Raw genomic sequence first — 21,671 nt, forward strand, 5'->3', positions numbered from 1 at the left:
CCGCCAAGCTGCCTCGTTCCCTCACTCGGCCTGCATCTGCGCCCGGGACACCTGCACCAGCCGGTCGAGGGCCTTGCTGTCCTGTCTGAGGGCTGCCAGCTCCTCGGCGGTGGCCTCGACAGCCCGGGCGATCTGCTCAGGCAGGTGCTCGCTGGTGATGAAGAAGCGCAGCCGCGCCGACTTTTCTGCGACAGCCGGGAAGATGATCGGCAGGGCGTTGATCCGCCGCGCCAGCAGCCGGTTTGAAAGCTGCACCGCGTGGATGCTGTCGCCGATGACCACCGGCACCACCGAGGCCCCCATGCTGGGGCCCGTGTCGAGCCCGGCCTGACGCGCCAGCTTCAGGAAGAGGGCGCCATTGGCCCGCAGCCGCGCCACCCGCTCCGGCTCCTGCTCCATCAGCTGAAGCGAGGCCAGGGCCGCCGCGCAGAGCGCCGGCGACAGGCCGACGGAAAAGACGAAGCCCGGATTGGTGGCCTTGAGATAGTCGCACAGCACCCGCGACCCGGCGATATAGCCGCCGCAGCCGGACAGGGTCTTGCTGAGCGTGCCCATCCAGAGCTCCACCTCGGTCGGGTCCACACCCTGTTCCTCGGCAATGCCCCGGCCGGTCCGGCCCAGCACACCGATGGAATGGGCCTCATCCACCATCAGCCAGGCGTCATAGGACTGCTTCAGACGGACGATCCGCTTCAGGTCGGGCACGTCCCCGTCCATGGAGTAAAGCCCCTCGACGACGATGAGCACGTTCTCGAACCGGTGCCGCTTTTCCTCCAGCAGCCGCTCCAGGGCCGCCAGATCGTCATGGGGGAAATTGAGGCGCGTGGCGCCCGACAGGCGTGCGCCCTCGGCGATGGAATTATGCACGAGACTGTCGGTCACGATCAGATCGCCCGGTCCCATCAGGTGGCCGATGGTCGACACATTGGTGGCATGGCCCGAGACCATCACCACCGCGGCCTCCACCCCGTGCAGCCGGGCAAGGGCGGTCTCCAGCTCGCCGTGGAGCGGACGCTCGCCGGCGACGATGCGACTGGCCGACGCGCTGGTGCCATAGGTCTCGACCGCCTTGGCGACGGCCGCGTTCACGGCGGGGTGCCCGTTGAGCCCGAGATAGTTGTAGGAGGCGAAATTGTCGTGCCGCTCCCCGTCGATCAGGGTCTCGCCGCTCGCCACGCCCTCATGCGGGCGGAAGAAGGGATTGGCGATGCCCATCATGTCGGCGGCGGCCCGCTGCATCTGCAGCTGCTTGATCTTCGGCAGGCGGCGGAAGTCGAAGGCGCGCGGCTTGCCGGCAGGCGCCGCGCTCTCCGTGCCCTCGGCCAGCACCGCTCCTGCTGCCTGTTCGGTTGCCGGCGTGCTGCGCTTGTCGCGGGCCGACCTGCGGCCGCTGCGTAGGGCGCTGATCAGCTGATCCTTGTCGCGTGTGTCCATCAGCGGACCTTTCTTCCATAAACCTGTGCAGGGGCCTTCAGAGGAAGGAGCCCATCTTCTGGGTCTTGTCCGCCACATGGCGGGCGACATCCGAATAGGCCTCCAGATCCTCGCCTGCCGTATCCATGTGGGCCGTCGCCAGATGCTCCGTGTCCCCCGACAGGCCCGGTGCCTCGGGAGTGTCGCCGAGCACCCGGGCGGCAATGCGGCCGGAGAGATCGTTGAGCGTCGCCCCGTTGGCCAGGGACATGAGCGGAATGTCGATGCCCATCTGCCGCTCCGCACTCATGCGCAGCTCCAGCGCCATCAGACTGTCCATGCCGATGTCCGACAAGGGCTTGTGCGGATCGATCTCCTCGCCGGAGATGCGCAGGATCTTGGCGATCTCGGCGGCCAGCAGGCGGGAAACCGTCTGGGTGGCTTCCACCTTGCCCATGCCCTTCAGCATCTCGGCAAGGTCGATCGCCCCTTCCACGCCCTGACCGTCGTCTGCGTTGCTGAGCCCCATCAGACCGAAGAGCGGGGTCTTGAGCAGGGCGAGATCCCGGGCGGCAGCCGCCCAGTCGATCCGCGCATAGCCAAGAGCGGCAAGGGACGGGTCCTGTCCGGGCAGGCTCAGCAGGGCGACAAGGCCGTCGAGGGCCTCTTCCGCCCCGAGCGCATGCTTGCCGAGCTTGCGGGCGAGAAGATCGCCCACGTCCGTGTTGCGGGCGAGATAGCCCGCATCCGAGATCGCCCCCCAGGCAACCGCGAGACCGGGAAGTCCCTCGACGCGCCGCGCCCGCGCCAGCGCCTCCAGATAGGCATTCGCCGCCACATAATTGGCCTGACCCGGATTGCCGACCAGAGTGGTGGCGGAGGAATAGAGCACGAAGTGGTCGAGCCTGTCCTGACGGGTCAGCCGGTCGAGCGCCCGCGCCCCGGACATCTTCGGCGCCAGAACCCTTTCCAGACTGTCCCGCGTCAGATTGGCGATCAGCCGGTCGTCCAGAACCATCGCCGTGTGGAACACCCCGCGCAGGGGCGGCATCTCGGCGCGGATCTGCGTGAGGGCGCTCGCCACGTCGTCTTCGCGGCCAAGATCGCAGGCGAAGCCGCGCACGGTGACACCGGCCGCGCCCAGATCCGAGATGACGGCACGGGCCGCGTCACCTTCCGCCCCGCTGCGGGACAGCACGGCGAGATGCCGGGCGCCGAGCCTTGCCAGGCGCTTCTGCAACTCGACCCCGAAGCCGCCGAAGCCGCCGGCCACCAGATAGGTCGCCTCCGGATCGAGGGTCAGGGCGGCCTGTGCCCGAGCGGTTGGGTCTGCCGCATCCGGGCTCGTCACGTCTGGCAGGACTGCTGGCAAGACTGGCGGCTGCAGCACGATCTTGCCCACGTGGCCCGCCTGCTGCATGAGCCGGAAGGCCTCGACGGCCTGATCGGCCTCGAACAGGCGATAGGGCAGGGGCGTCAGCACGCCCGCCTCGAACAGGTCCACCAGCTCCTGGAAGAGCTGCTTCGCAAGCCTCGGCTGCCGGGTCAGCAGCTGGTCGGCATCGATGCCGAAATAGGTCAGGTTCTGGCGGAAGGGCCTGAGGCCGATCCGCGTGTTGCCGTAATAGTCGCGCTTGCCCAGCTCCAGGAAGCGGCCGAAGGGCTTCAGCACCTCGATGCTGCGCTCCATCGCCTCGCCGAAGAGGGAGTTGAGGACCACGTCCACCCCTTCTCCGCCGGTTTCCTCCAGCACCTCGTCGACAAAGGCGAGCGAACGGCTGTCGAGCACCACATCGGCGCCCAGCAGGCGCAGGAAGGCGCGCTTTTCCGGCGAACCGGCGGTGGCAATGATCCGCGCACCCCGGTTGCGGGCAATCTGCAGGGCCGCAAGGCCGACACCACCCGCACCCCCGTGGATCAGCACGGTCTCGCCCTCGTCGAGGGCCGCCAGGCGCACCAGCGCATAATAGGCGGTGAGGAAGGTGACCGGGATGGTGGCCGCCTGTTCGGCGGTCACGGTCGAGGGCATGGGCGCGCAGCCGCTCTCGTCCACGCAGACGTGGGAGGCAAAGCAGGCCGGCGCAAAGGTGATCACCTTGTCGCCGGGGCTGAAGCGGGTGACCCTGCTGCCTGTGCGCACCACCCGGCCGGAACATTCCATGCCGAGGGTCGGGCCGGCAAAGCCGTCTTCCAGGGCCTCTTCCGGCAGCAGGCCGAGAGCCCACATCACATCGCGGAAGTTCAGGCCGCTGGCCAGAACCTCGATTTCCACATCCGTGTCGGAGAGCTCGGCGCGTGCGACCCGCGTCCAGGCAAGCTGGTCAAGGGATCCTTGCTGGCGCACGTCGAGGCGAAGTGCTGCGGCACTGCCTTCGGGCAGCGGCGTGTCTTCCAGAACGCCACCCTGCTCGATGCGCAGTCCGAAGCGCCGGTCGCCGTCCAGAATGATCTCCCGCTCCTCGCACAGGGCAGGAGCGACGGACGCGCTGCCGGGCAAGGTGGGCAAGACGGGCAAGTGCCGCAGGATCTCGGCAGCCAGCCGGTCGACTGCTGCAGCGTCACCGGCTTCCAGCACTACATCTGCTGCCACATCCGCATCGATGAGGGTGAGGGCGAGATCGGGGAACTCGTTGGCGGCAACGCGCGCATAGCCCCACAGGGCCGCCTGTTCGGGCGCGGAGGTGTCCTCGCCGATCAGGCCCCGCTGGGCACCCGGTGCCACCAGAATGAGGTGGGCCGGATCATGACCAAGCCCGTGCAGCAGCCGGGTCAGCGCCCAGAGCCGGTCGGTGGTCTCGATCAGAGGATCCGCGTCGGCAGCCGTGCCTCCGGAGAGGAACACCATCGGAGCCTTGCCAAGATCGGCAAGTGCCAGCGGGACCGCAGTCGCAGCCGGAGCGTCCAGATCGATGAAGCGCAGCGGCGCAGGCTCACCTGCGTCCGAGGCATCCGCGACGCTGGAAGACATATCTTCCGGCGCCGGCTCGGTTGTCGGCGCCAGCGCCACCAGCCGGGGCATCAGCCCCTTCGCTGCAAGGGCTGTCTTGAGCGCATCGCCGAGGACGCGTCCCGATCCCAGCGGCTCGCAGAGGATCGTGAGCGGGATGTCGTCCCCTGGCGCGTCCTGAGACTGAGGCTCGGCCTGATCTTGTGCCTGATCTTCGGCCAGATCGTGTGATTGGTCCCCGGTTTCCGCCGCGTGACTTGCAATCGCGAGCCGGCCTGCGGAAATGTCGATCTCGCCGTCGCCGGTGTCGAGCGGCAGGGTCTCCACTTCGTGAAGTCCGAGCCTCTCCAGCACCTGCGCCCAGCCTTCGCCGGATGTCGGGGCCGTGGCGGTCTCTCCGTCCGAGGCGGCGTCGCCTGCCCAGTGATCAGCGCCGATGCCCTCGATCAGGGCGTCGAGCGGCGAGGGCAGAACCTCCACCGCCAGCCACAGGGCACCGGGGACCGACAGCTTGCGCAGGCTGGTCAGATGGGTCGGGTCGAACGCTTCGGGCCGGACGGCGGCCAGCACCAGATCGAACCGTTCCGCTCCCTCCGGAAGGTCGGCAAGGCTCGAGTGCCGGGTGCGGCTCGATCCTGTCCAAAGGCGCTCGGCCCGCTGCAGATCCCCCTCGTTCGGGTCAGTGACGACGACGGACTGGGTCGCGGGGCTCAGGGCCTTGTCGAGGGCCTGAGCCAGACCGCGCGCCTGCGCTCCCACAAGCAGGATCCGCAAGGGGCGGTCCTGCGGCGCGGCGGCAAGAAGCGCGAGGGCGGCACGTTGCAACCCCTTCTCGGCGGCCAGAACAGGGCCGGCCGCGTGGAGATGGGCATTGAGAAGAGACGGTGCGAAATAGGCACCGGCAGACGGGGGCAGGCCTTCGCGCAGAAGCCTCGGCAGATCCTCCTGCAGACGGGCGAGCAGCGAAGCGGTGGCGATGCGATCGCCCGCCTCCCGGTAGAGCGCGGTCAGAAGAGAAGCCGGATCCGGTCCTTCGTCCGGGTCGGAGAGGGTCCACAACGCCTCGGATGCAATGCCGCTTTCGTCACATGTCGCCTGCCCGCTTTCCTCGAGCCAGCCGAGCAGGCTCAGGGTGAGGGCGCGGGCGCTTTCGTGCAGGGTTCCTTCGGCCACCAGCGCCTCGACGGAGAAGGCGCGCGTGCCCACAAGGGTCAGCAGGCTCTCATGGGCCACGCTGCGTCCCAGTGCCTCGGTCAGCAGGGTCGCGTCGCTCAGTTCGGGCGGGGTGCCGGTGGCAAAGCCTTCCGCCGCCCCGAAGGCGGTCAGAGTGCCACCGGGAAGGGACAGGACGCCGTCACGGTTGGCGTCCGCCAGCAGCAGCGGCGTCGTCCGGTAGACGAGATCATCAGCGCGCTCCGCCTTGCCAAGGGTCACGGCCCGGAAGCGGGTGCGTTCCAGCCGGGCGACCACCTGACCGGCCTCATCGAGGAGTTCGAACTCCGCCTCGAGCGAGCGCGGCGAGGCGCGGGTGACCCGGATGCGGACCTGCGCCGGAACGCGACCGGTTGCGAGAAGCCGCAGGGCGCCGATGCGGATCGGCAGGAAGCTGGTCTTGCGCGGCAGGTCCGGTACCTGATCGAGCAGGGCGAAGAGCCCGTGGAAGCCGCTGTCGAGAAGGCTCGGGCAGAGGACGAAATCCAGTCGGCCGAGAGTCTCATTGGGGGCGGCAAGCGCCAGGGTTGCCGCTCTCTGCGAGGTCGCCGTGACCGAGGTCGCGCGCTGGAAGGCCGGGCCGTAGTTGAGGCCGAAGCGCCGGGTGATCTCGTAGAGCGCGGCGCTGTCGAGCGTGGTTCCCCCGGCCGCGTCCGCCTCATCCTTCAGCTTCGGATCGCGATTGCTACGGGCCACCGAAACATAGTGCCCCCGGGCATGCAGTGCGAAGTCGCCGTCCTTCAGGCGGGGACGGGAGAAGATCTCCACCACCCGGTCATCGGGCGAGATCCGCACCATCGTCTCGAAGCTCTCGCCGTCTTCCAGCACGAGCGGACGCAGGATGTCGAAGTCCCGCAGCTCGATGGCATCGGCGCCGCTCCAGTCGAGTGCGGCCCGCAGCGCCATTTCGGCAAAGCCCGCCGCCGGCAGAACGGTGGTCTCTTCCACCTTGTGATCGGCAAGCCAGGGATGGGAGCCCGTATCGAGCGTGTTGAACCATTCCGGCGTGTCGGGCCGCAGGCGATAGCCCAGAAGCGGCAGGTCCTGCCCCTGGATCAGGGAGACCTGTTCCTCGGAAGGCTCCACGATGAAGGGCGTGTTTTGCCAGGGATAGAGCGGCAAGTCCGCCGTCCGGGTCGGGCGGGCGCCCACCAGACGGTCGAGATCGGTCGTCCCGCCTGAGGCGAGTATGGCTGCAGCCACACGGTCAAGCGGCGACCCGGTGGACGGCGCGGCCTCTGGCGCAGCCGTCTCGCTGGTCTTGCGGGCGGGCTGGTCGAGAGAGCCGAGCACGGCCGCGCGCAGGTCGTGGCTGCGCAGCACGTCGTTCACATAGGTGCCCAGCACCGGCTTGGGGCCGATTTCCACGCAGACACCGATGCCGCTGTCGCCCATGCGCCTGACGGCTTCGGCAAAGAGCACGGGCTGGCGCACGTTGCGCCACCAGTAATCCGCATCCAGACGCGGCGTCTCCTCGTCAGGCGTCACGCTGGAGAAGAAGCGGCGGACCGGCTCCGCCGGGGTCACCTCGGCCAGTGCGGCCATCAGCGGCTCGCGGATCGGGTCGACCAGAGCGCTGTGGAAGGGATAGGCCAGATTGAGCCGGCGCAGGGCCCACTTGTTCTTGCGCGCAAACCGGGCAAAGGCGTCGAGACTGTCCGCATCGCCCGAGATCGTGACGCTGCGCGGGCTGTTGACGGCGGCAAGCTCCAGCCGCGGCAGGCCGCTGGCCTTCAGGGCCTCGCGGGCAGCCTCCTCCGACAGAAGCAGGGCAGCCATGGAGCCGAGATCGCGCACCACCTCCTGTTCGGTGGAGCGGGCATGGATCACCTTCACGGCCTGTTCCAGGGAGAGCGCGCCGCTGGCCCAGGCGGCAGCGACTTCACCGACCGAATGGCCCGCAACGGCTTCCGGCTCGATGCCGCGCTCGCGCAGGCCCTCGGTAATGGCCACCTGAATGGCAAACAGAAGCGGCTGGGCAATCTCTGTGCGCTCGATCTCCGCCTCGAGATCCTCGCTGAAAAGGGTGGTCAGCAGCGACCAGCCGCCGATGCCCATGAAGATCCGGTCGACCTTCTCGAAGCTGCGCTGGAACCCGGCGTCGAGCCGGTAGGCCTCCTGACCCATGCCGGCCCACTGGGCCCCATTGCCCGAATAGATGAAGCCGACGGAAACGCGGCTGCGTGCCGCACTGCCGGAGATCGCACGGGGCGAGGTCTCGCCACGCGCCTGAGCGTCCAGGGCGTCCAGCGTCTCCTCAAGCATGCCGCCGACAACCACCAGACGTTCCGACAGGAGATCCCGGTGGAAGGCGGCGGAGCGGAGCAGGTCGCCGGCCTCTTCCGGCGCGGCTGTAAGCCGGGAGCGATAGGTTGCGGCGAGCTCGGCCAGCGCATCCTTCGACTTTGCCGAGAGGACCAGCGGCGGAAGCACGGCGTCCGGCTGGGGCGCGGGGGTGCTGGTGGAGCGAGGTTCCGGCGCATCGCCATCGCAGATGACCGCGTGGGCGTTGGTGCCGCCGAAGCCGAAGGAGTTGATGCCCGCCAGACGGGGCTTGGCCTTGCGCTCCAGAGGCTGGGCTTCGGCCGCGACCTTCAGGTTCAGCTCGTCGAAGGCAATGTCCGGGTTCGGGTCGGTGAAGTGAAGCGATGCCGGAAGAAGATCGTTCTTCAGGGCCAGCACGGACTTTAGCATACCGACGAGGCCGGACGCCGGCTCGAGGTGTCCCACGTTGGTCTTGACCGAACCGATGAGAAGCGGGTCATTGCGCTTCTGGCTGACCTGCGTGCCAAGCGCATGGGCTTCGGCCGGATCGCCCACCCGGGTGCCGGTGCCATGCGCTTCCACGAAGGCGAGGTCATTCGGGTCGAGACCCAGATCGCCGCCGTAGATTTCCGAAAGCAGGGCCCCTTGCGCCTCTGCCGAGGGCAGCGACATGCCGACGGTGCGCCCGTCCGCGTTGAGGCCGCAGGCCTTGATCCGGGCATGAACGGTGGTGCCGGGAAGCCGGGCGGCCCGTTCGGACTGGAGCACCAGCACGACTGCGCCTTCCGAGCGCACGTAACCGTCGCCCTTGGCGTCGAATGCCTGGCACAGGCCCGTCGGCGACAGCATGGTCGCCCGGGCAAAGCCGATGAAGGGGAAGGGGCTGAGAAGCAGGCTGACACCGGCCACGATGGCGGTGTCGATCCGCCCGCTTTCCAGCGCGCTGACAGCCTCGTTCAGGGCCACGAGCGACGACGAGCAGGCGGTGTCCACCGTGAAGCTCGGGCCGCGCAGGTCATAGATGTAGGAGAGGCGGTTCGAGACGATCGACAGGGTGTTGCCGGTCATGAACTGCATGTCGGAGGTGGCCGGGTCCATCACGAAGCGATGGTGATAGTCGAGCGACGACGCGCCCACATAAACGCCCGTCTGGCTGCCGGCCAGATCGCTGGGGCGGATGTTGGCCTGCTCCAGTGCCTCCCACACCAGCTGCAGCAGAAGCCGCTGCTGCGGATCCATCTGCAGCGCCTCGCGCGGCGAAATGCCGAAGAAGGCAGGATCGAAACCCCAGACATCGTCGATCTGCCCCGCCGCCCAGGTGTAGGTCCGTCCGGCCATGGCCTTGTCCGGATGATGGAAGCGGGCCTGGGGCCAGCGATCCGGATCAGCGGTCCTTACCGCGCAGGTGCCGGACTTCAGCAGCGTCCAGAAGTCGTCCGTCGACGGGGCGCCGGGAAGGCGGCTTGCGTAACCGAGAATGCGGATGTCTGAACTCAGGGAAGCCACGGATCGTCCTCTGACCGAACTCAGGAAAGAAGGAGCGCACGGCGCGCCCGCGACGGCAGCACGTGAGGGCTGAGGAGCGTAGCGGTCGTCTGGGGCATCATGGCCAGGGTCCTTCCGGGTGTTCCATGCACAGGGCTGCTGTCATTGGCAAAACAGCAAGGCATGCACCGGGCGCGTATTTTCTTGCGTATACATGGGGCCGGTCATGCGCGGTCTTGTGTTGGCAAAAATCTTAACTCAGCGGACAGCGGTGATCTACGGCTATTTCGCGATGCACGCAGGATCAGGGCGCGACGGGATCATTCCCGAAAACCTGTTCGTCTTGCCAAGAGCTTGCGCGCGGCTGCAACCCGGGCGGCAGGTGCAAGGGGAACAGTGCTGCCGTGGCGTGTAGTCCCTCGCACGCGTCAAACCGGAAACGCAGGCTGGTGGGCGCCAGAATCTGCGATCAAAAACCCGTGGATCACGGGGTCCGGGGCATCGGCTCCCGCAGCCAGCCGTCGGCATAGGCGATCTGGTTGACGCCGCAGAAGCGGGCCATGCGCGACAGGTCGGCCTCCAGGGCGCGCAGGCGTCCGGCGCCCATGCGGAGCCCGGGCTCCGGCCAGAAGGCGGTGACACGCAGGCTGTCCGCGTCCCTGTGGGCCTTCATGTCGATTCGACCCACCATCCGCTCGCCTTCCAGCACCGGGAAGACATAGTAGCCATAGCGGCGCTGGGCTTCCGGCACATAGATCTCGATCCGGTAATCGAAGTCGAAGATGGCCAGCGCCCTCTTGCGGTCGCGCAAGGCCGGGTCGAAGGGCGACAGGATGCGGATACCGCCGGGAGGCGGCGCCAGGTCGGCGAGGCTCTCCAGGGTCTGCGGGCGCATCAGGGACGGGCGAGGCCGGCCGTCCGTCCCCTCCAGCTCCACCCGCACGAGAGCGCCGCGGGCCAGCTCTGCCGCACACCAGGTGTCCGCTTCCTGCGGGGTGATCAGCTCGAAAAAGGCCGACAGCTCCCGGGGTGTAGCGAATCCCAGCCGGTCAAGGGCTGCATTGCAGGCAAAGTTCACCGTCTCGGCAAGGCTGGGCTCGGCCTTGCGCAGCTCTGGCGGAATGACGTTTTCGGTCAGGTCATAGACCTTCTTGAACCCGTCCCGGCGGGTGACGCTCAGGGCGCCGGTGCGCCAGAGATATTCCAGCGCGGTCTTGGAGGGATGCCAGTCCCACCAGCCACCCTTGGTGCGCGGCTCGTCCGACCCGACGTCGCCGGAGGAGGCGGGCCCATGCCGGGCGATGTGGTCCAGAACCTCTTCCAGCTTGTGTTCGAACTCGTGCTCCTGCCAGCGTTTCCAACGGCTGCGCAGACGCTCCCCATCCCGCCGGAACTTCCAGCTCCAGTAGGGAAAGAAGGACATCGGGATGAACGAGGCATCATGGGTCCAGTGCTCGAAGACCTTGCGCTCCCGATCGTGCAGGCGCGTGAGATGAGGCTCCCGGTAGGGGCCAAGACGCGGCCGCAGGATCATGTGATGGGCCCGCGCCACCGTGTTGATGCTGTCGATCTGCACCAGTCCAAGCCCCTGCACCAGCGTATCCAGACGCGTGATGGGCGTGTCGGAACCAGCTTCTCCGCCGCGCTCCGCAGCTTCCCGTCCGAATCCCTCCCGGCTGAGGCCGTTGCGCTCCAGGAACAGGCGCCGCACCACATCATTGGAAAGCCGTGCGGCACTTGCGGTATCCGAGCCGGCGGGGGCGAAATCATCGGAAGGAGCGGACATCACGGGCTCGGCGGAAGGGATGTGGGACGGTGGAGGGGCGGCAGGCGTCGACTGTCACCTTAGGTCAGAGTAGCGCCCCCGGAAAGCCTGATGAGGGTGCGATAGGGAGAGCTTTGCCTCCCACGCAGACCTGTACGCCGGATGAAGGTGGACAGATGGGTGTCTTTGTCGGGCCTGGCTGCATACACAAGACCGTTCAATGAGAGTATTCTCGCGTCATGCGACCGCAGGACGCATGCGCCACCCCGGACCGACCCCGGCTGGGTGCCGTAGCGTCGTGCGAATAAACTTTGTCAAACCGGGCAGGGACCGGTGGAATATTCCCGTGGAGCGGGTCTGCGCAGGAGCCTCATTGCTCAACAGCAGGCCGCCCAGATGCTAAACAGTCATCCCAGAATTGAGTGTTCCCACGTGTGAGAACGGAAGACGAGGACCGATGAACGTTCTATCCAAGGCTGCCGATCTGGAAGCCAATGCCCCGGCCGGGGCTTTCGTGCAGGAAGTGACCTCGGTGCAGCATTACACCGACCGCCTGTTCCGATTCCGCATGACCCGCCCGGCAAGCTTCCGCTTCCGCTCCGGCGAGTTCGTGATGATCGGCCTGATGATTGACGGCAAGCCCCTCTACCGCGCCTATTCCATTGCCAGCCCCTCGTGGGATGAAGAGCTCGAGTTCTTCTCCATTAAGGTGCCGGATGGTCCGCTGACCCAGCACCTGCAGAAGGTGCAGCCCGGCGATGCGGTGCTGATGAAGAAGAAGCCCACCGGCACTCTGGTGAATGATGCGCTGGTCCCCGGCAAGCGCGTCTACATGTTCTCCACCGGCACCGGCATTGCGCCCTTCGCCAGCCTGATCCGCGATCCGGAAACCTACGAAAAGTTCGACGAGGTGATCCTCACCCACACCTGCCGCGAGGTGGCCGAGCTTCAGTATGGCATCGATCTCGTCAATGAGACGAAGAACGATCCGCTGATCGGTGAACTGGCAGCCGGCAAGCTGAAGCACTTCACGTCCGTGACCCGCGAGGACTATCCGGTCAAGGGCCGCATCACCGATCTGATCGAGAACGGCCGCCTGTTTGAAGAGCTCGGCGTGCCGCCGCTCGATCCGGCCATCGACCGTGGCATGATCTGCGGCTCCATGGACATGCTGCGCGACACCAAGGCCCTGCTCGAGAAGGCTGGCCTGAACGAGGGGGCGAACAACAAGCCCGCCGAGTTCGTCGTGGAGCGCGCCTTCGTCGGCTGATTCTCTCTTCTGACGCAGAGATCGAACCAGGATCAGGCCGCCTTCGGGCGGCCTTTTTCATGGCCGAAAGACAATCATCGGGGGAATGATGGGTTTTTGCGAGCATAGATCACGGTCAAGGGTCCGATTGTCTGGACAAGGCCTTAGGGGAATGGCACTTCTTTTCTGAAGGGTGACGAAGTGCGCGCAGGGGAAGTTCATGATCCGCCTGCACCTTTTCGTTCCGGGAGGACCCTCGGAGAAGGTCGGGCAAGAATGATCACTGCGGGAAGTTGTTATGTCGTCGCTGAAATCGGCATCAATCACAATGGAGATCTGGGCAAGGCCCTGACCATGATCCGCGCGGCGGCCGCTGCCGGATGCGATGCGGTGAAATTCCAGAAGCGGACCCTCGACGTGGTCTATTCCGCCGAGGAGATGGCCCGCCCGCGCGAGAATGTCTTCGGCCCCACCAATGGCGACCTCAAGCGCGGTCTCGAGTTCGGTGCCGAGGCCTATGACGAGATCGATGCCCTGTGCCGGGAGCTGGAGGTGGAGTGGTTCGCCTCCCCCTGGGACGAGGCCTCCGTCGACTTCCTGATGGGGTACGACACGCCCTATCTCAAGGTTGCCTCGGCCATGCTGACCGACCGGGACTTCCTGGCCCATTGCGCCGCAACCGGTCGCCCCTTGCTGGTCTCGACGGGCATGGCGGACATGCCGCTCATCGAGAAGGCCGTGGCTGCGCTGGAAGGGGCGGGGGCGACAATCGCCTGCCTCTATCACTGCACCTCTACCTATCCCTGCCGCGACGAGGATCTGAACCTTCTGGGCATTACGACCCTCAAGGCGCGCTTCCCGCATCTGCCCATCGGCTATTCCGGCCACGAGACCGACTATCTGCCGAGCCTTGCCGCAGTTGCGCTGGGTGCGCTCTCCGTGGAGCGCCACGTCACCCTCAGCCGGGCGGACTGGGGGTCGGACCAGAAGGCCTCTCTGGAAATGGCGGAAGTTGCCGAAATGGTCGACGGCATCCGCCGCCTGCAGACCTGCCTGGGCGACGGGGTGATCCGCTTCCTGGATGAGGAAAAGCCGATCGCTGAAAAGCTGCGACGCAAGGTAACTCTATGAAAACCTGCAAGGCGCAGTGTAACGTGACGGTTCAGGGCAAATAGGCCGAGTCGCACCTGCAGGCGCATTGCCTGTGACGACCTTGGCGGACCTTGCGGAAGAGGAAAACGTGTCGGCAGCGGAGATCTCCAGAGACTATCACGATTACGTCTTCAAGGAGGGTCGGCTTGTCGGTGACTTCGAGGGGATGTATCGCCACAGCGCCGAGATCCCTTGGCATCAGGACGCCAATTCCTTCGACATCATTTCCGACATCGATATCGCGATCCTGAAGCGTGGACGCCACCGCCGGATCTGCGATGTCGGCTGCGGGCTTGGCTACTTCACTGGACGCCTGAAGCGCGAGCTTCCCGGAACGGGCGGCGACGGGCCTGCGCAGGTCACCGGCACCGATGTCTCGCCCACGGCCATTGCCCGTGCCGCCGAGCTTTTCCCCGATTGCAGCTTCCGCCAGATGGATCTGCTCGCCGCCGACTGGAGGGCGCCGGAGGACCGCTTTGATCTTGTGGTCTGCCGTGGCGTGCTCTGGTACGTGGTGCATGATCTGGATCTCGCCCTGCGCCGCATGGCGAGCCTGGGCGGCGAGGGCGCGCACATGCTGGTGACCCTGTCCTTCCCGCCGAGTGCCACCTGGGTCGGGCAGGAGGTTCTGGGCTCGGCCGAGGATCTGAAGCGCCATCTCTCGCAGGTCATGGACATTTCCTACTGGTGCGAGGAGCGGGACGCGAAGCACGGCTCCGTGCCCCTCTGCCATGCCTATGGCGCCATCCGTTCAGGGGAGATCTGGTCATGACCGCCTCGGCCCGTATCGGCTGCGTCTTTCAGGCCCGCATGAATTCCCTGCGCCTTCCCGGCAAGTCGCTCATGCCGCTCATGGGCAAGCCGCTGGTCCAGCGGGTGATCGAGCGTGCCATGCGCGCCACCCGGCCGGATGTCTTCATTCTGGCGATCCCGGATCTGGCGAGCGACGATCCGCTCGTGGATGTGGCCCGGACCACCGGCGTGGAGCTGTTCCGGGGCTCCGAGGACGATGTGCTCTCGCGCTATGCGGAAGCCGTGCGCCGCTGGGATCTGGAAACGGTGGTGCGCATTCCCGCCGACAATCCGTGCCCCGAGCCCTGGGTCATCGATCTGACCATCGACTGTCACTTGCGCAGCGGCGAGGATCTGACGACCAGCTATCCGGATGTTCTGGCCACCGGCTTTCCCGATGGCATCGGCTGCGAGGTCTATCGCGGCAGCGTGTTGCTGGAGGCGGCGGAGACCTTCTTCAGCCCGCGCCACCGGGAGCATCCGCACACCTGTTTCTATGATCATCCGGAGCGCTATCGCATCGGCTCGCCGGCCTGCCCGGCAGAGCTGCGGCGCCCGGACATCATCCTCGACGTCAACACGCGAGATCAGTTCGAGCAGATCACCCAGCTCTACGAGGATCTCTATCCCCACAATGCGAGTTTCGGGATCTCCGACGTGATCGCCTGGTGGGACGGACGCAAGACACCGAAGAAGACGAAGCTCAAGCAGGGGTGAACGGGGCGCACATGACGCAGGATCGGGTGGTCTACTGGAACGGGGAATTCATCCCGGAAACTGAAGCGCGGGTGTCGATCTATGACTGCGCCATGATGTTCGGCGATGCGGTCTTCGAGATGACCCGCTCCTTCGCCGGTCGCCAGTTCAAGCTGCGCGAGCATCTGGAGCGCCTGCGCACCGGCCTGAAGATCCTGGAGTACGCGCAGGTTCCCTCGGTCGACGAGATGGAGGCCGCCTGTCTGGCCACCATCGCCGCCAATGCGCCCGGATTCCGCGAGGACGACGAGCACCGGCTGATGATCACCGTCACCCGCGGCCTCCTCGGCATCTATCGGGACGAGGTCGACCTGCCGATCGGCCAGAACCTGATCATCTCCGACTACCCGCTGCGCTGGACCGTCGCCGGCATGGGCGATCTCTTCGACACCGGCGTGAGCGGCGTCGTCCCCAGCCAGCGTGCCATTCCGGCCGCCTATCTCGATCCCAAGATCAAGAACCGCAGCCGAATGCATTACATGGTCGCCAACATTCAGGCGGCCCGCATGTCCGGGTCCAACAACTGGGCGGTTCTGCTCGACGAGCGCGGCTGCCTGTCGGAAGGCACCGGCGCCAATCTGTTCCTCTTGCGCAAGGGCGAACTCCTGACGCCGCCGGGACGCGACGTGCTGCGCGGCATCAGCCGGGACTATGTGATCGACGAGCTGGCCCCTGCGCTGGGCCTGAGCGTGCGCGAGTGCGAGCTGGAACCCTATGACCTGCGGGTTGCCGAAGAGGCCTTCTTCACCGCAACGCCCTTCTGTCTGCTGCCGATGACCCGCTTCGAGGGGCAGCCGGTGGGCACGGGCGCGCCCGGTCCCGTGACGCAGGCCCTGCTGAAGGCCTGGGGCGAGACGGTCGGCATCGACATTGCCAGCCAGATCAAGGGCTGGAACCGTCAGGGCGCCCTTGCCGATGCGCCCACCACCTATGCCTTCGGCAAGGGACGCTGAGCCGATGGCGGGCGCGTCGGCACCGGAGGGCCCCTCCACAACATCCGCCCTTTTTGACGTCACCGGCCGGGTCGTGATCGTCACCGGCGCGGCCCGTGGCAATGGCGCGGCCATCGCCGCCGGATTTGCAGCAGCGGGCGCCCATGTGGTGCGGGTGGACCGGATCGACCTGCCACCTCTGCCTCCTGTGGAAGAGCAGGCCCCAGTCGCCGGTCCCCCCCTCGATCTCACGGTCGATCTGGTCGAGGGCAGGTCCGCTTCGGGCGTTCTGGAGGCGACCCTGGACAGCTTCGGGCGGCTGGATGTTCTGGTCAACAATGCGGGCGTCAGCCTGGCCTGCGACGATCCTTATGCGGACAGTCCCGACGCCGAAGCGGTCTGGGACCGGACGCTGGCCGTCAATCTGGAGGCGGCCTGGCGTCTGGCGCGGGGCGCGGCGCGGATCATGGCGGGGCAGGGCAGTGGCTCGATCATCAATGTCACCAGTCTGGGAGCGGTGCGGGGCTTTCCCGGCAATCCATCCTATCAGGCATCCAAGGCGGCCCTGCGCCAGCTCACCCTGGCCCTGGCGCGGGACTTCGGCAAGCAGGGCGTGCGGGTGAACAATCTCTGCCCCGGCTACATCCACACCGCCATGACCGACGCGAGTTTCCGCGATCCGCAAAAACATGCCGAGAGACTGTCGCACATGATGCTGGACCGCTGGGGCATGTCGGAGGATCTCGTCGGCCCCTGCCTGTTTCTGGCCTCCGACGCCGCCCGCTATGTCACCGGCATCGACCTGCCTGTCGATGGCGGCTGGCTGGCCAGAGGGTTGTAACGAAGCGCCAGAAGCGGGGCTCAGGTGAAGGGCGGCAACCACAGATCCAGCATCTGGTGGAATTGCAGCAGGGCCTGACGCTTCACCGCCACCGCCTTGTCCTGACGGGAGACAAATGCGCTGCGTCCCGAGCCGAGCGCGGTCCGCGCCAGCTCGCCCAGCCGGTCGAAGGCCTGCGGATCTGACAGGCTGACACACTGGTCCTCAAGCCCGAGCGCCGCATAGAGCCCGCCCACCTTGTGATGGGTGTCGATGCCGAGCGTCGGCACCTCCAGACCCAGCGGCACCAGATTGCCGTGGAAGCGCATGGCGATGACCAGATCTGCCCGGCGATAGAGATCGAACCCGGCCGACCAGGCCTCACCCTGCAGATAGGGCGCGACACTCACCCGGGTCCGCCGCTGCCGGTCTTCCATGGCGGCAAGCGTCTCGGCAATCACCGCCAGATCCCAGTGGATATGGGGCACGAAGACACAGCCGAGATCCGGATCCTCCCGCAGCAACTCCGAGAGGAAACTGCCCATTCGCGCGCAGAAGGCGCTTGGCCCCTCGTCGCCTCCGCTGGAGGAGGAGGCGGTGGGAGAGCCGAAGCGCAGGTCGCCCATGTCTCCGGCCAGATTGACCACCATGAAGCGGCGGCAGTCGGCGGGGATGGCCGGCTGCTCGTGGCTGCGCGGCCGGGCGAAGAGCCCGCCGTCCGGGATCACGGCGATCCGGTCCGTATAGGCCTCGCCCAGATGCCGGCGCAGGATGTCGATGCTGCCGTCGTCGCGCAGGGAGACGACCCGGTCCGGCCGGGAAAACAGGCTGTCGAGGAAGCTCCGGCACCGCTCCATGGCCAGCGGACTGACGCCACGGGTCGCATCGACGCCCAGCCCGTAGAGGCAGAGCGGTCGCCTGATACCGTCCAGATAATCCGCCGCCGCCTCGATATAGGTGCCGCTTGCCGTGTCCTCCCGCCAGGTCTGGAACAGGCTGTCGCCCCCCAGGATCACCAGATCGTGCCGGTTCGCCTCGTCCAGGAAGGTGTCGTCGAAGTGCCGGGTCTTCCAGTGGATGTACTCCCGGATCTCCATGCGGGAATAGGAGAGGGGCAGGGTCATGTCCTCGGCCCGGGTGCGATAGGCCCCGTCATGCATGGCATTGTCGCCGATGTTGCCGATGAAGGACGCCAGATGCAGGACGCGCAGGGTCATGAGGAGATCCCGGCTCCCATTTCGGCAATCTGGCGCAGCCGCTCGGGCCTGTCCTCAGGCGCGAACCGGTCGACCCAGGCGCGCAGGTCTTCCGACAGGGGGCCGGCGATCCACTCCGACGGCTTGTCGGCCGGAATGCGGTAATAGGTGACCGACGGGTGCCAGGGCGGGTTCTGCTGCCCGAGCAGCGTGATGCCGTTGGGCGGCCCGAAGCGCCAGCAGGGCGTGCCGAGTGCCCCCGCCAGATCCGCCACGCTCGTATTGGACGAGATGACCAGGTCGCAGCAGGCGGTGAGCGCGGCGGCGCCCTCGATGTCGTCGCGCAGGTCGATATCGTCGAAGGCGTGAAAATCGATGCCGAGCCCCTCGCGCACGAAGCGGATCTCCCGCTCGATGGCGCTGTACTGGAGATTGACGAAGATCGCCCCTTCCGTGCGCAGGATGGGCGCGGTTTCCAGGATGCTCATGTACCAGCGGGCGCGCGCGGCCGCGAGTTCCCCCGAGCGCCAGGCAAGCCCCACCACCGGCAGCCGTTCCCGCTCGGAAAAGCGGGTGATGTAGCTGGCTGCCCGGGTCATGTCCGGCTGCAGGGTCGGTTGCGGCGCGCGGGCGAAATCCTCTATGGACTTGCGGAAGAACACCGCCAGATCGGAGAGGCTGACCTGCACGTCGAAATCCTCGTCGTCCGTCTCCAGCGTCAGCCGGTTGAAGCTCTGGGTGCGGATCGGAATGTCCGGGAAGTTCCGGCGCAGGATCTCCTTCATCTTCAGCGGCGGCTCGAGGATGATTTCGCCGGCGACCGCCTGAACCTCGCGCAGCATGGAGACGTTGCGGATCGCATCCCCCATGCCCTGGTCGGTCCACACCAGGAGCCGCTTGCCGGAAATGTCCTCGCCCTGCCAGGCGGGCGTCTTGAAGATGCGGCGCAGGCAGGCCGAAGCCTTGTCGTCGAAGCGCCGGTGGTGCAGCGCGTAGCCTTCCTTCAGTCGGCCTGCCGCAAGATAGGCCAGCGACAGGTTCCATTCCGCCGTCGGCAGGGGCGTGGGGCTGAGCCGGATCGCCGTCAGGAAGGCCTCGATGGCCTCCTCGAATTCGCCCACCCCGTGCAGGGTCACGCCCAGGGTCACATGCTTGTGCAGGTTGTTGGGATCCAGCTCCGCCGCCTTGCGGGCAAAGGGCAGGCCCTGGGCCGTCTCGCCGGTCTTGAACATGAGCCGTGCCACTTCGTGGAGCAGGTCCGCATTGGTCGGGAAGCGACGCAGGGCGTCCTGCAGCTCGACGCGGGCGCGGTCGTAATCCTCGATCTCCAGCCGCGAGCGGGATCGCTGGACAAAATTCTCCGGGTTGCCCGGATCGAGCTGGGCCGCCTTGTCGAAGAAGACCACTGCCTTGTCGTGGTCCTTGTTGTCGCGCAGCAGCACACCATAGTTGCGATAGGCATCGACGAAGCCGGGATGGGCGGCGATCAGCTGCCGGAAGATCTGCTCCGCTTCCGTCTTCCGCTCCATGTGCGAAAGCGCGATGCCCTTGAGATTGAGCGCCTCCACCAGCAGGGGATCGAGCGAGAGCGCCTTGTCGGCCGCCGCCATGACGCTCTGCGGGTCCATATGGGGCATGTCGGACAGGGTGCGCGCCAGATTGGCGTAAAACGGCGCCCGGTCCGGCGCGATGGCAATGGCGCGCTGGATATAGTCGAGCGCCTTGTCCGGGTCGCCCAGCTGCCGGTAGCAGACCCCGAGCAGATGATTGGCATCGGCCGATTGCGGTGTCTTCTTCAGAACGGCCTGATAGATCCGCTTGGCCTGTTCCACCTCTCCGGCCTTCTGAAGCGCGAGCGCCTTCTGCAGGCGCTGGACGAGGGTCGGCTGGGCGGGGGCGCGGAGCGCTTGCTTGGCGGCCATGGGGTCTCCGGTGTGCGCGACGGGTATGCCAGGCGTCGGGTGTGTCCGGCGACGGGCGTGATTCTTGCCCTCAGGATATCAAGCTGCCGCTACGTTTGCCTCCATATTTCCGTTAGGGCGTCTTGCGCTGGGCCCGTTGGGCCCGATCAGCAAGGTTGCAGGTCCTTCCCGCCGTTTGATAAGCAGACGGGACGCCGCAGCCCTTCCCACCCCGACCCATTCCGACCCGAGAGAGCCTCATGTCCTCCACGCCGCTTCGTTCCGCCGCCACGCCCCCGGTCATCGTCTTCGATCTGGACGGGACCCTTGTCTCGTCGATGGATGATCTGGTCGTCACCCTCAACGTGGTGCTGGAGGCGGCCGGGCACGAGGCGATTGCGCCCGAAAGCGTGCGCACCATGGTCGGGCATGGGGCGAAGGTGCTGCTCCAGCGCGGGCTGGAGGCCAATGGCGTCGCCTGGACCGAGGACAGCCTTGCGCCTCTCTACGCCCATTTCCTCACCTATTACGAGGCCCACATTGCCGATCACACCCGGCCGTTCTCTGGTGTGGTCGACTGTCTGGCGAGGCTGCGCGACAGGGGCTTCCGCCTGGCGGTCTGCACCAACAAGGTGGAGCGCCTGACCTTGCCTCTGCTGGCGGCTCTCGACCTGACCTGGCATTTCGATGCGGTGGTGGGCGGTGATACGTTCGAGCGCCCCAAGCCCGACGCCCGGCCGGTTCTCGGTGCCATCGAGCGGGCCGGCGGCATGGTCACCGGTTCGGTGATGGTGGGCGACAGCGTGACCGACATCGACGCGGCCCGCGCCGCCGGCATACCGGTTGTCGCGGTGGATTTCGGCTACACGCCGGTGCCCGTGCGCGACCTTGGTCCCGACCGGGTGATTTCCCATTTCGATGACCTTGAGGCCGCGCTGGATGAGCTGAGCGTCTGAGCCGCGCCGCGCTGCCCATTACCGCGAAAGGGCATTTGCCGGCGCATCAGGCAGCCTTTCCCTGGCAGGCCGATCGTTTGATCGATGTGAAAAACGGCCCGCGAGGGCCGTTTTTCGTCGTGATTCGGAAAGACCGGAGTGCTGCCGCGATCAGGCGGCAACCTCGGTGCTTGCAGACCGCTTGCGGCGACGGCCGACCAAGCCCAGGAGGCCGAGGCCACCGGCCATGAGCGGCAGAGCCGCCGGCACCGGGACGGACGACACGTTGATCTGTGCTGCCGTGAAGCTGTCGTTGCCGAAGATGATCCCATCAGCGAAGAAGGTCCCGGTGGCCGTGATTTCGAGGAAGCTCGAAACGATCCCGCCCAGATCGAGGAGCGCTGCGACGCCAGGGCCCCAGGTTGCGGAGCCGCCGTCCCAGGTCACGGTCAGGTCGTCGTTGCTATCCCAGCGTCCGAAAAGGATGGAATCCCAGCTTCTGTCGAAACCGAAATCAAACCTCAGGGTTTCGCTGCTGAGAATCGGATTGCCGTCGATCTGATCCGGCTGGGTGTCCGGTGCGCCGTACACACCCAGACCGTCGCTGTTAAACGTCACCGAGCAGCCGACATTCAACAGGCCACCAGCAGCGCAACCCAGGCTGGGGCCCGAAGCGTTCGTTGCGCCGCCGGTATAGTCATAGGTGAAGGTTGCAGCCGACGCCGATCCGGCTCCAAGCGAAAGCATCACCGCAGACGCGGCGACGAGCGTTTTCAGGTTCATGATGAAATACCTCAAGAATAGGGTAATAAATTTTAAACGGCGAGTGACTGATGTCATCGGCCGCTACT

General features: G+C 66.5%; 13 protein-coding genes. 7 read left to right on the forward strand and 6 right to left on the reverse strand.

Features of this window, described 5'->3' with window-relative positions; genetic code table 11:
- Positions 1-21: 21 nt before the first annotated feature.
- From FR728_RS05355 to FR728_RS05365, 3 genes are all read right to left on the reverse strand, one after another.
- Positions 22-1,434: an aminotransferase class I/II-fold pyridoxal phosphate-dependent enzyme gene (locus tag FR728_RS05355; RefSeq protein WP_149891570.1), complete on the reverse strand. Its 1,413-nt coding sequence runs from the start codon at positions 1,432-1,434 to the stop codon at positions 22-24.
- Between the two features lie 37 nt (positions 1,435-1,471).
- The gene (locus FR728_RS05360) at positions 1,472-9,343 is read right to left on the reverse strand and encodes a type I polyketide synthase (RefSeq protein WP_208998665.1); all 7,872 of its coding nucleotides are present in this window, start codon (positions 9,341-9,343) and stop codon (positions 1,472-1,474) included.
- A gap of 463 nt (positions 9,344-9,806) precedes the next feature.
- Positions 9,807-11,108 (reverse strand): winged helix-turn-helix domain-containing protein, encoded by a 1,302-nt coding sequence (locus FR728_RS05365; RefSeq protein WP_149891571.1) that lies wholly within the window; start codon positions 11,106-11,108, stop codon positions 9,807-9,809.
- Between the two features lie 436 nt (positions 11,109-11,544).
- On the opposite strand from FR728_RS05365, the gene FR728_RS05370 reads away from it, so the two are divergent.
- From FR728_RS05370 to FR728_RS05395, 6 genes are all read left to right on the forward strand, one after another.
- A complete protein-coding gene (locus FR728_RS05370) occupies positions 11,545-12,357 on the forward strand; it encodes a ferredoxin--NADP reductase (protein ID WP_149891572.1) in 813 nt (270 codons plus the stop codon).
- Positions 12,358-12,612: 255 nt separating this feature from the next.
- Positions 12,613-13,467 carry an N-acetylneuraminate synthase family protein gene (locus FR728_RS05375; protein WP_149891573.1) on the forward strand — a complete coding sequence of 285 codons (855 nt, stop codon included), beginning with the start codon at positions 12,613-12,615 and terminating at the stop codon, positions 13,465-13,467.
- A gap of 73 nt (positions 13,468-13,540) precedes the next feature.
- A complete protein-coding gene (locus tag FR728_RS05380; protein ID WP_149891574.1) occupies positions 13,541-14,260 on the forward strand; it encodes a class I SAM-dependent methyltransferase in 720 nt (239 codons plus the stop codon).
- Positions 14,257-14,997: a cytidylyltransferase domain-containing protein gene (locus tag FR728_RS05385; protein WP_149891575.1), complete on the forward strand. Its 741-nt coding sequence runs from the start codon at positions 14,257-14,259 to the stop codon at positions 14,995-14,997. The genes FR728_RS05380 and FR728_RS05385 overlap by 4 nt, the downstream gene beginning before the upstream one ends.
- An 11-nt stretch (positions 14,998-15,008) precedes the next feature.
- Positions 15,009-15,989 (forward strand): aminotransferase class IV, encoded by a 981-nt coding sequence (locus tag FR728_RS05390; protein WP_149891576.1) that lies wholly within the window; start codon positions 15,009-15,011, stop codon positions 15,987-15,989.
- Between the two features lie 4 nt (positions 15,990-15,993).
- Complete coding sequence (locus FR728_RS05395) at positions 15,994-16,809, forward strand: SDR family NAD(P)-dependent oxidoreductase (protein ID WP_149891577.1); 816 nt, start codon at positions 15,994-15,996, stop codon at positions 16,807-16,809.
- A gap of 20 nt (positions 16,810-16,829) precedes the next feature.
- On the opposite strand, the gene FR728_RS05400 is transcribed toward FR728_RS05395, so the two are convergent.
- On the reverse strand, positions 16,830-18,005 hold the full coding sequence (locus FR728_RS05400) for a polysaccharide pyruvyl transferase family protein (protein WP_149891578.1): 1,176 nt from the start codon (positions 18,003-18,005) through the stop codon (positions 16,830-16,832).
- Entirely contained in the window at positions 18,002-19,906 is a 1,905-nt protein-coding gene (locus FR728_RS05405) for a tetratricopeptide repeat protein (protein WP_149891579.1), read from the reverse strand. Before FR728_RS05405 ends, FR728_RS05400 begins: the two co-directional genes overlap by 4 nt.
- 239 nt (positions 19,907-20,145) lie before the next feature.
- On the opposite strand from FR728_RS05405, the gene gph reads away from it, so the two are divergent.
- Positions 20,146-20,841: a phosphoglycolate phosphatase gene (gph, locus tag FR728_RS05410; protein ID WP_149891580.1), complete on the forward strand. Its 696-nt coding sequence runs from the start codon at positions 20,146-20,148 to the stop codon at positions 20,839-20,841.
- A 150-nt stretch (positions 20,842-20,991) separates the two neighbouring features.
- On the opposite strand, the gene FR728_RS05415 is transcribed toward gph, so the two are convergent.
- Positions 20,992-21,603, reverse strand: coding sequence for a PEP-CTERM sorting domain-containing protein (locus FR728_RS05415; protein WP_149891581.1), 612 nt, complete (start codon positions 21,601-21,603; stop codon positions 20,992-20,994).
- Positions 21,604-21,671: the final 68 nt, after the last annotated feature.

The sequence above is a fragment of the Roseibium aestuarii genome (genome assembly GCF_008477545.1).
GTDB lineage: Bacteria > Pseudomonadota > Alphaproteobacteria > Rhizobiales > Stappiaceae > Roseibium > Roseibium aestuarii.

Coding starts and splice junctions, on each gene's coding strand:
- FR728_RS05355 (WP_149891570.1), bottom strand. CDS start 1,434: ATGGACACACGCGACAAGGATCAGCTGATCAGCGCCCTACGCAGCGGC.
- FR728_RS05365 (WP_149891571.1), bottom strand. CDS start 11,108: ATGTCCGCTCCTTCCGATGATTTCGCCCCCGCCGGCTCGGATACCGCA.
- FR728_RS05370 (WP_149891572.1), top strand. CDS start 11,545: ATGAACGTTCTATCCAAGGCTGCCGATCTGGAAGCCAATGCCCCGGCC.
- FR728_RS05375 (WP_149891573.1), top strand. CDS start 12,613: ATGATCACTGCGGGAAGTTGTTATGTCGTCGCTGAAATCGGCATCAAT.
- FR728_RS05385 (WP_149891575.1), top strand. CDS start 14,257: ATGACCGCCTCGGCCCGTATCGGCTGCGTCTTTCAGGCCCGCATGAAT.
- FR728_RS05390 (WP_149891576.1), top strand. CDS start 15,009: ATGACGCAGGATCGGGTGGTCTACTGGAACGGGGAATTCATCCCGGAA.
- FR728_RS05395 (WP_149891577.1), top strand. CDS start 15,994: ATGGCGGGCGCGTCGGCACCGGAGGGCCCCTCCACAACATCCGCCCTT.
- FR728_RS05400 (WP_149891578.1), bottom strand. CDS start 18,005: ATGACCCTGCGCGTCCTGCATCTGGCGTCCTTCATCGGCAACATCGGC.
- FR728_RS05405 (WP_149891579.1), bottom strand. CDS start 19,906: ATGGCCGCCAAGCAAGCGCTCCGCGCCCCCGCCCAGCCGACCCTCGTC.
- gph (WP_149891580.1), top strand. CDS start 20,146: ATGTCCTCCACGCCGCTTCGTTCCGCCGCCACGCCCCCGGTCATCGTC.
- FR728_RS05415 (WP_149891581.1), bottom strand. CDS start 21,603: ATGAACCTGAAAACGCTCGTCGCCGCGTCTGCGGTGATGCTTTCGCTT.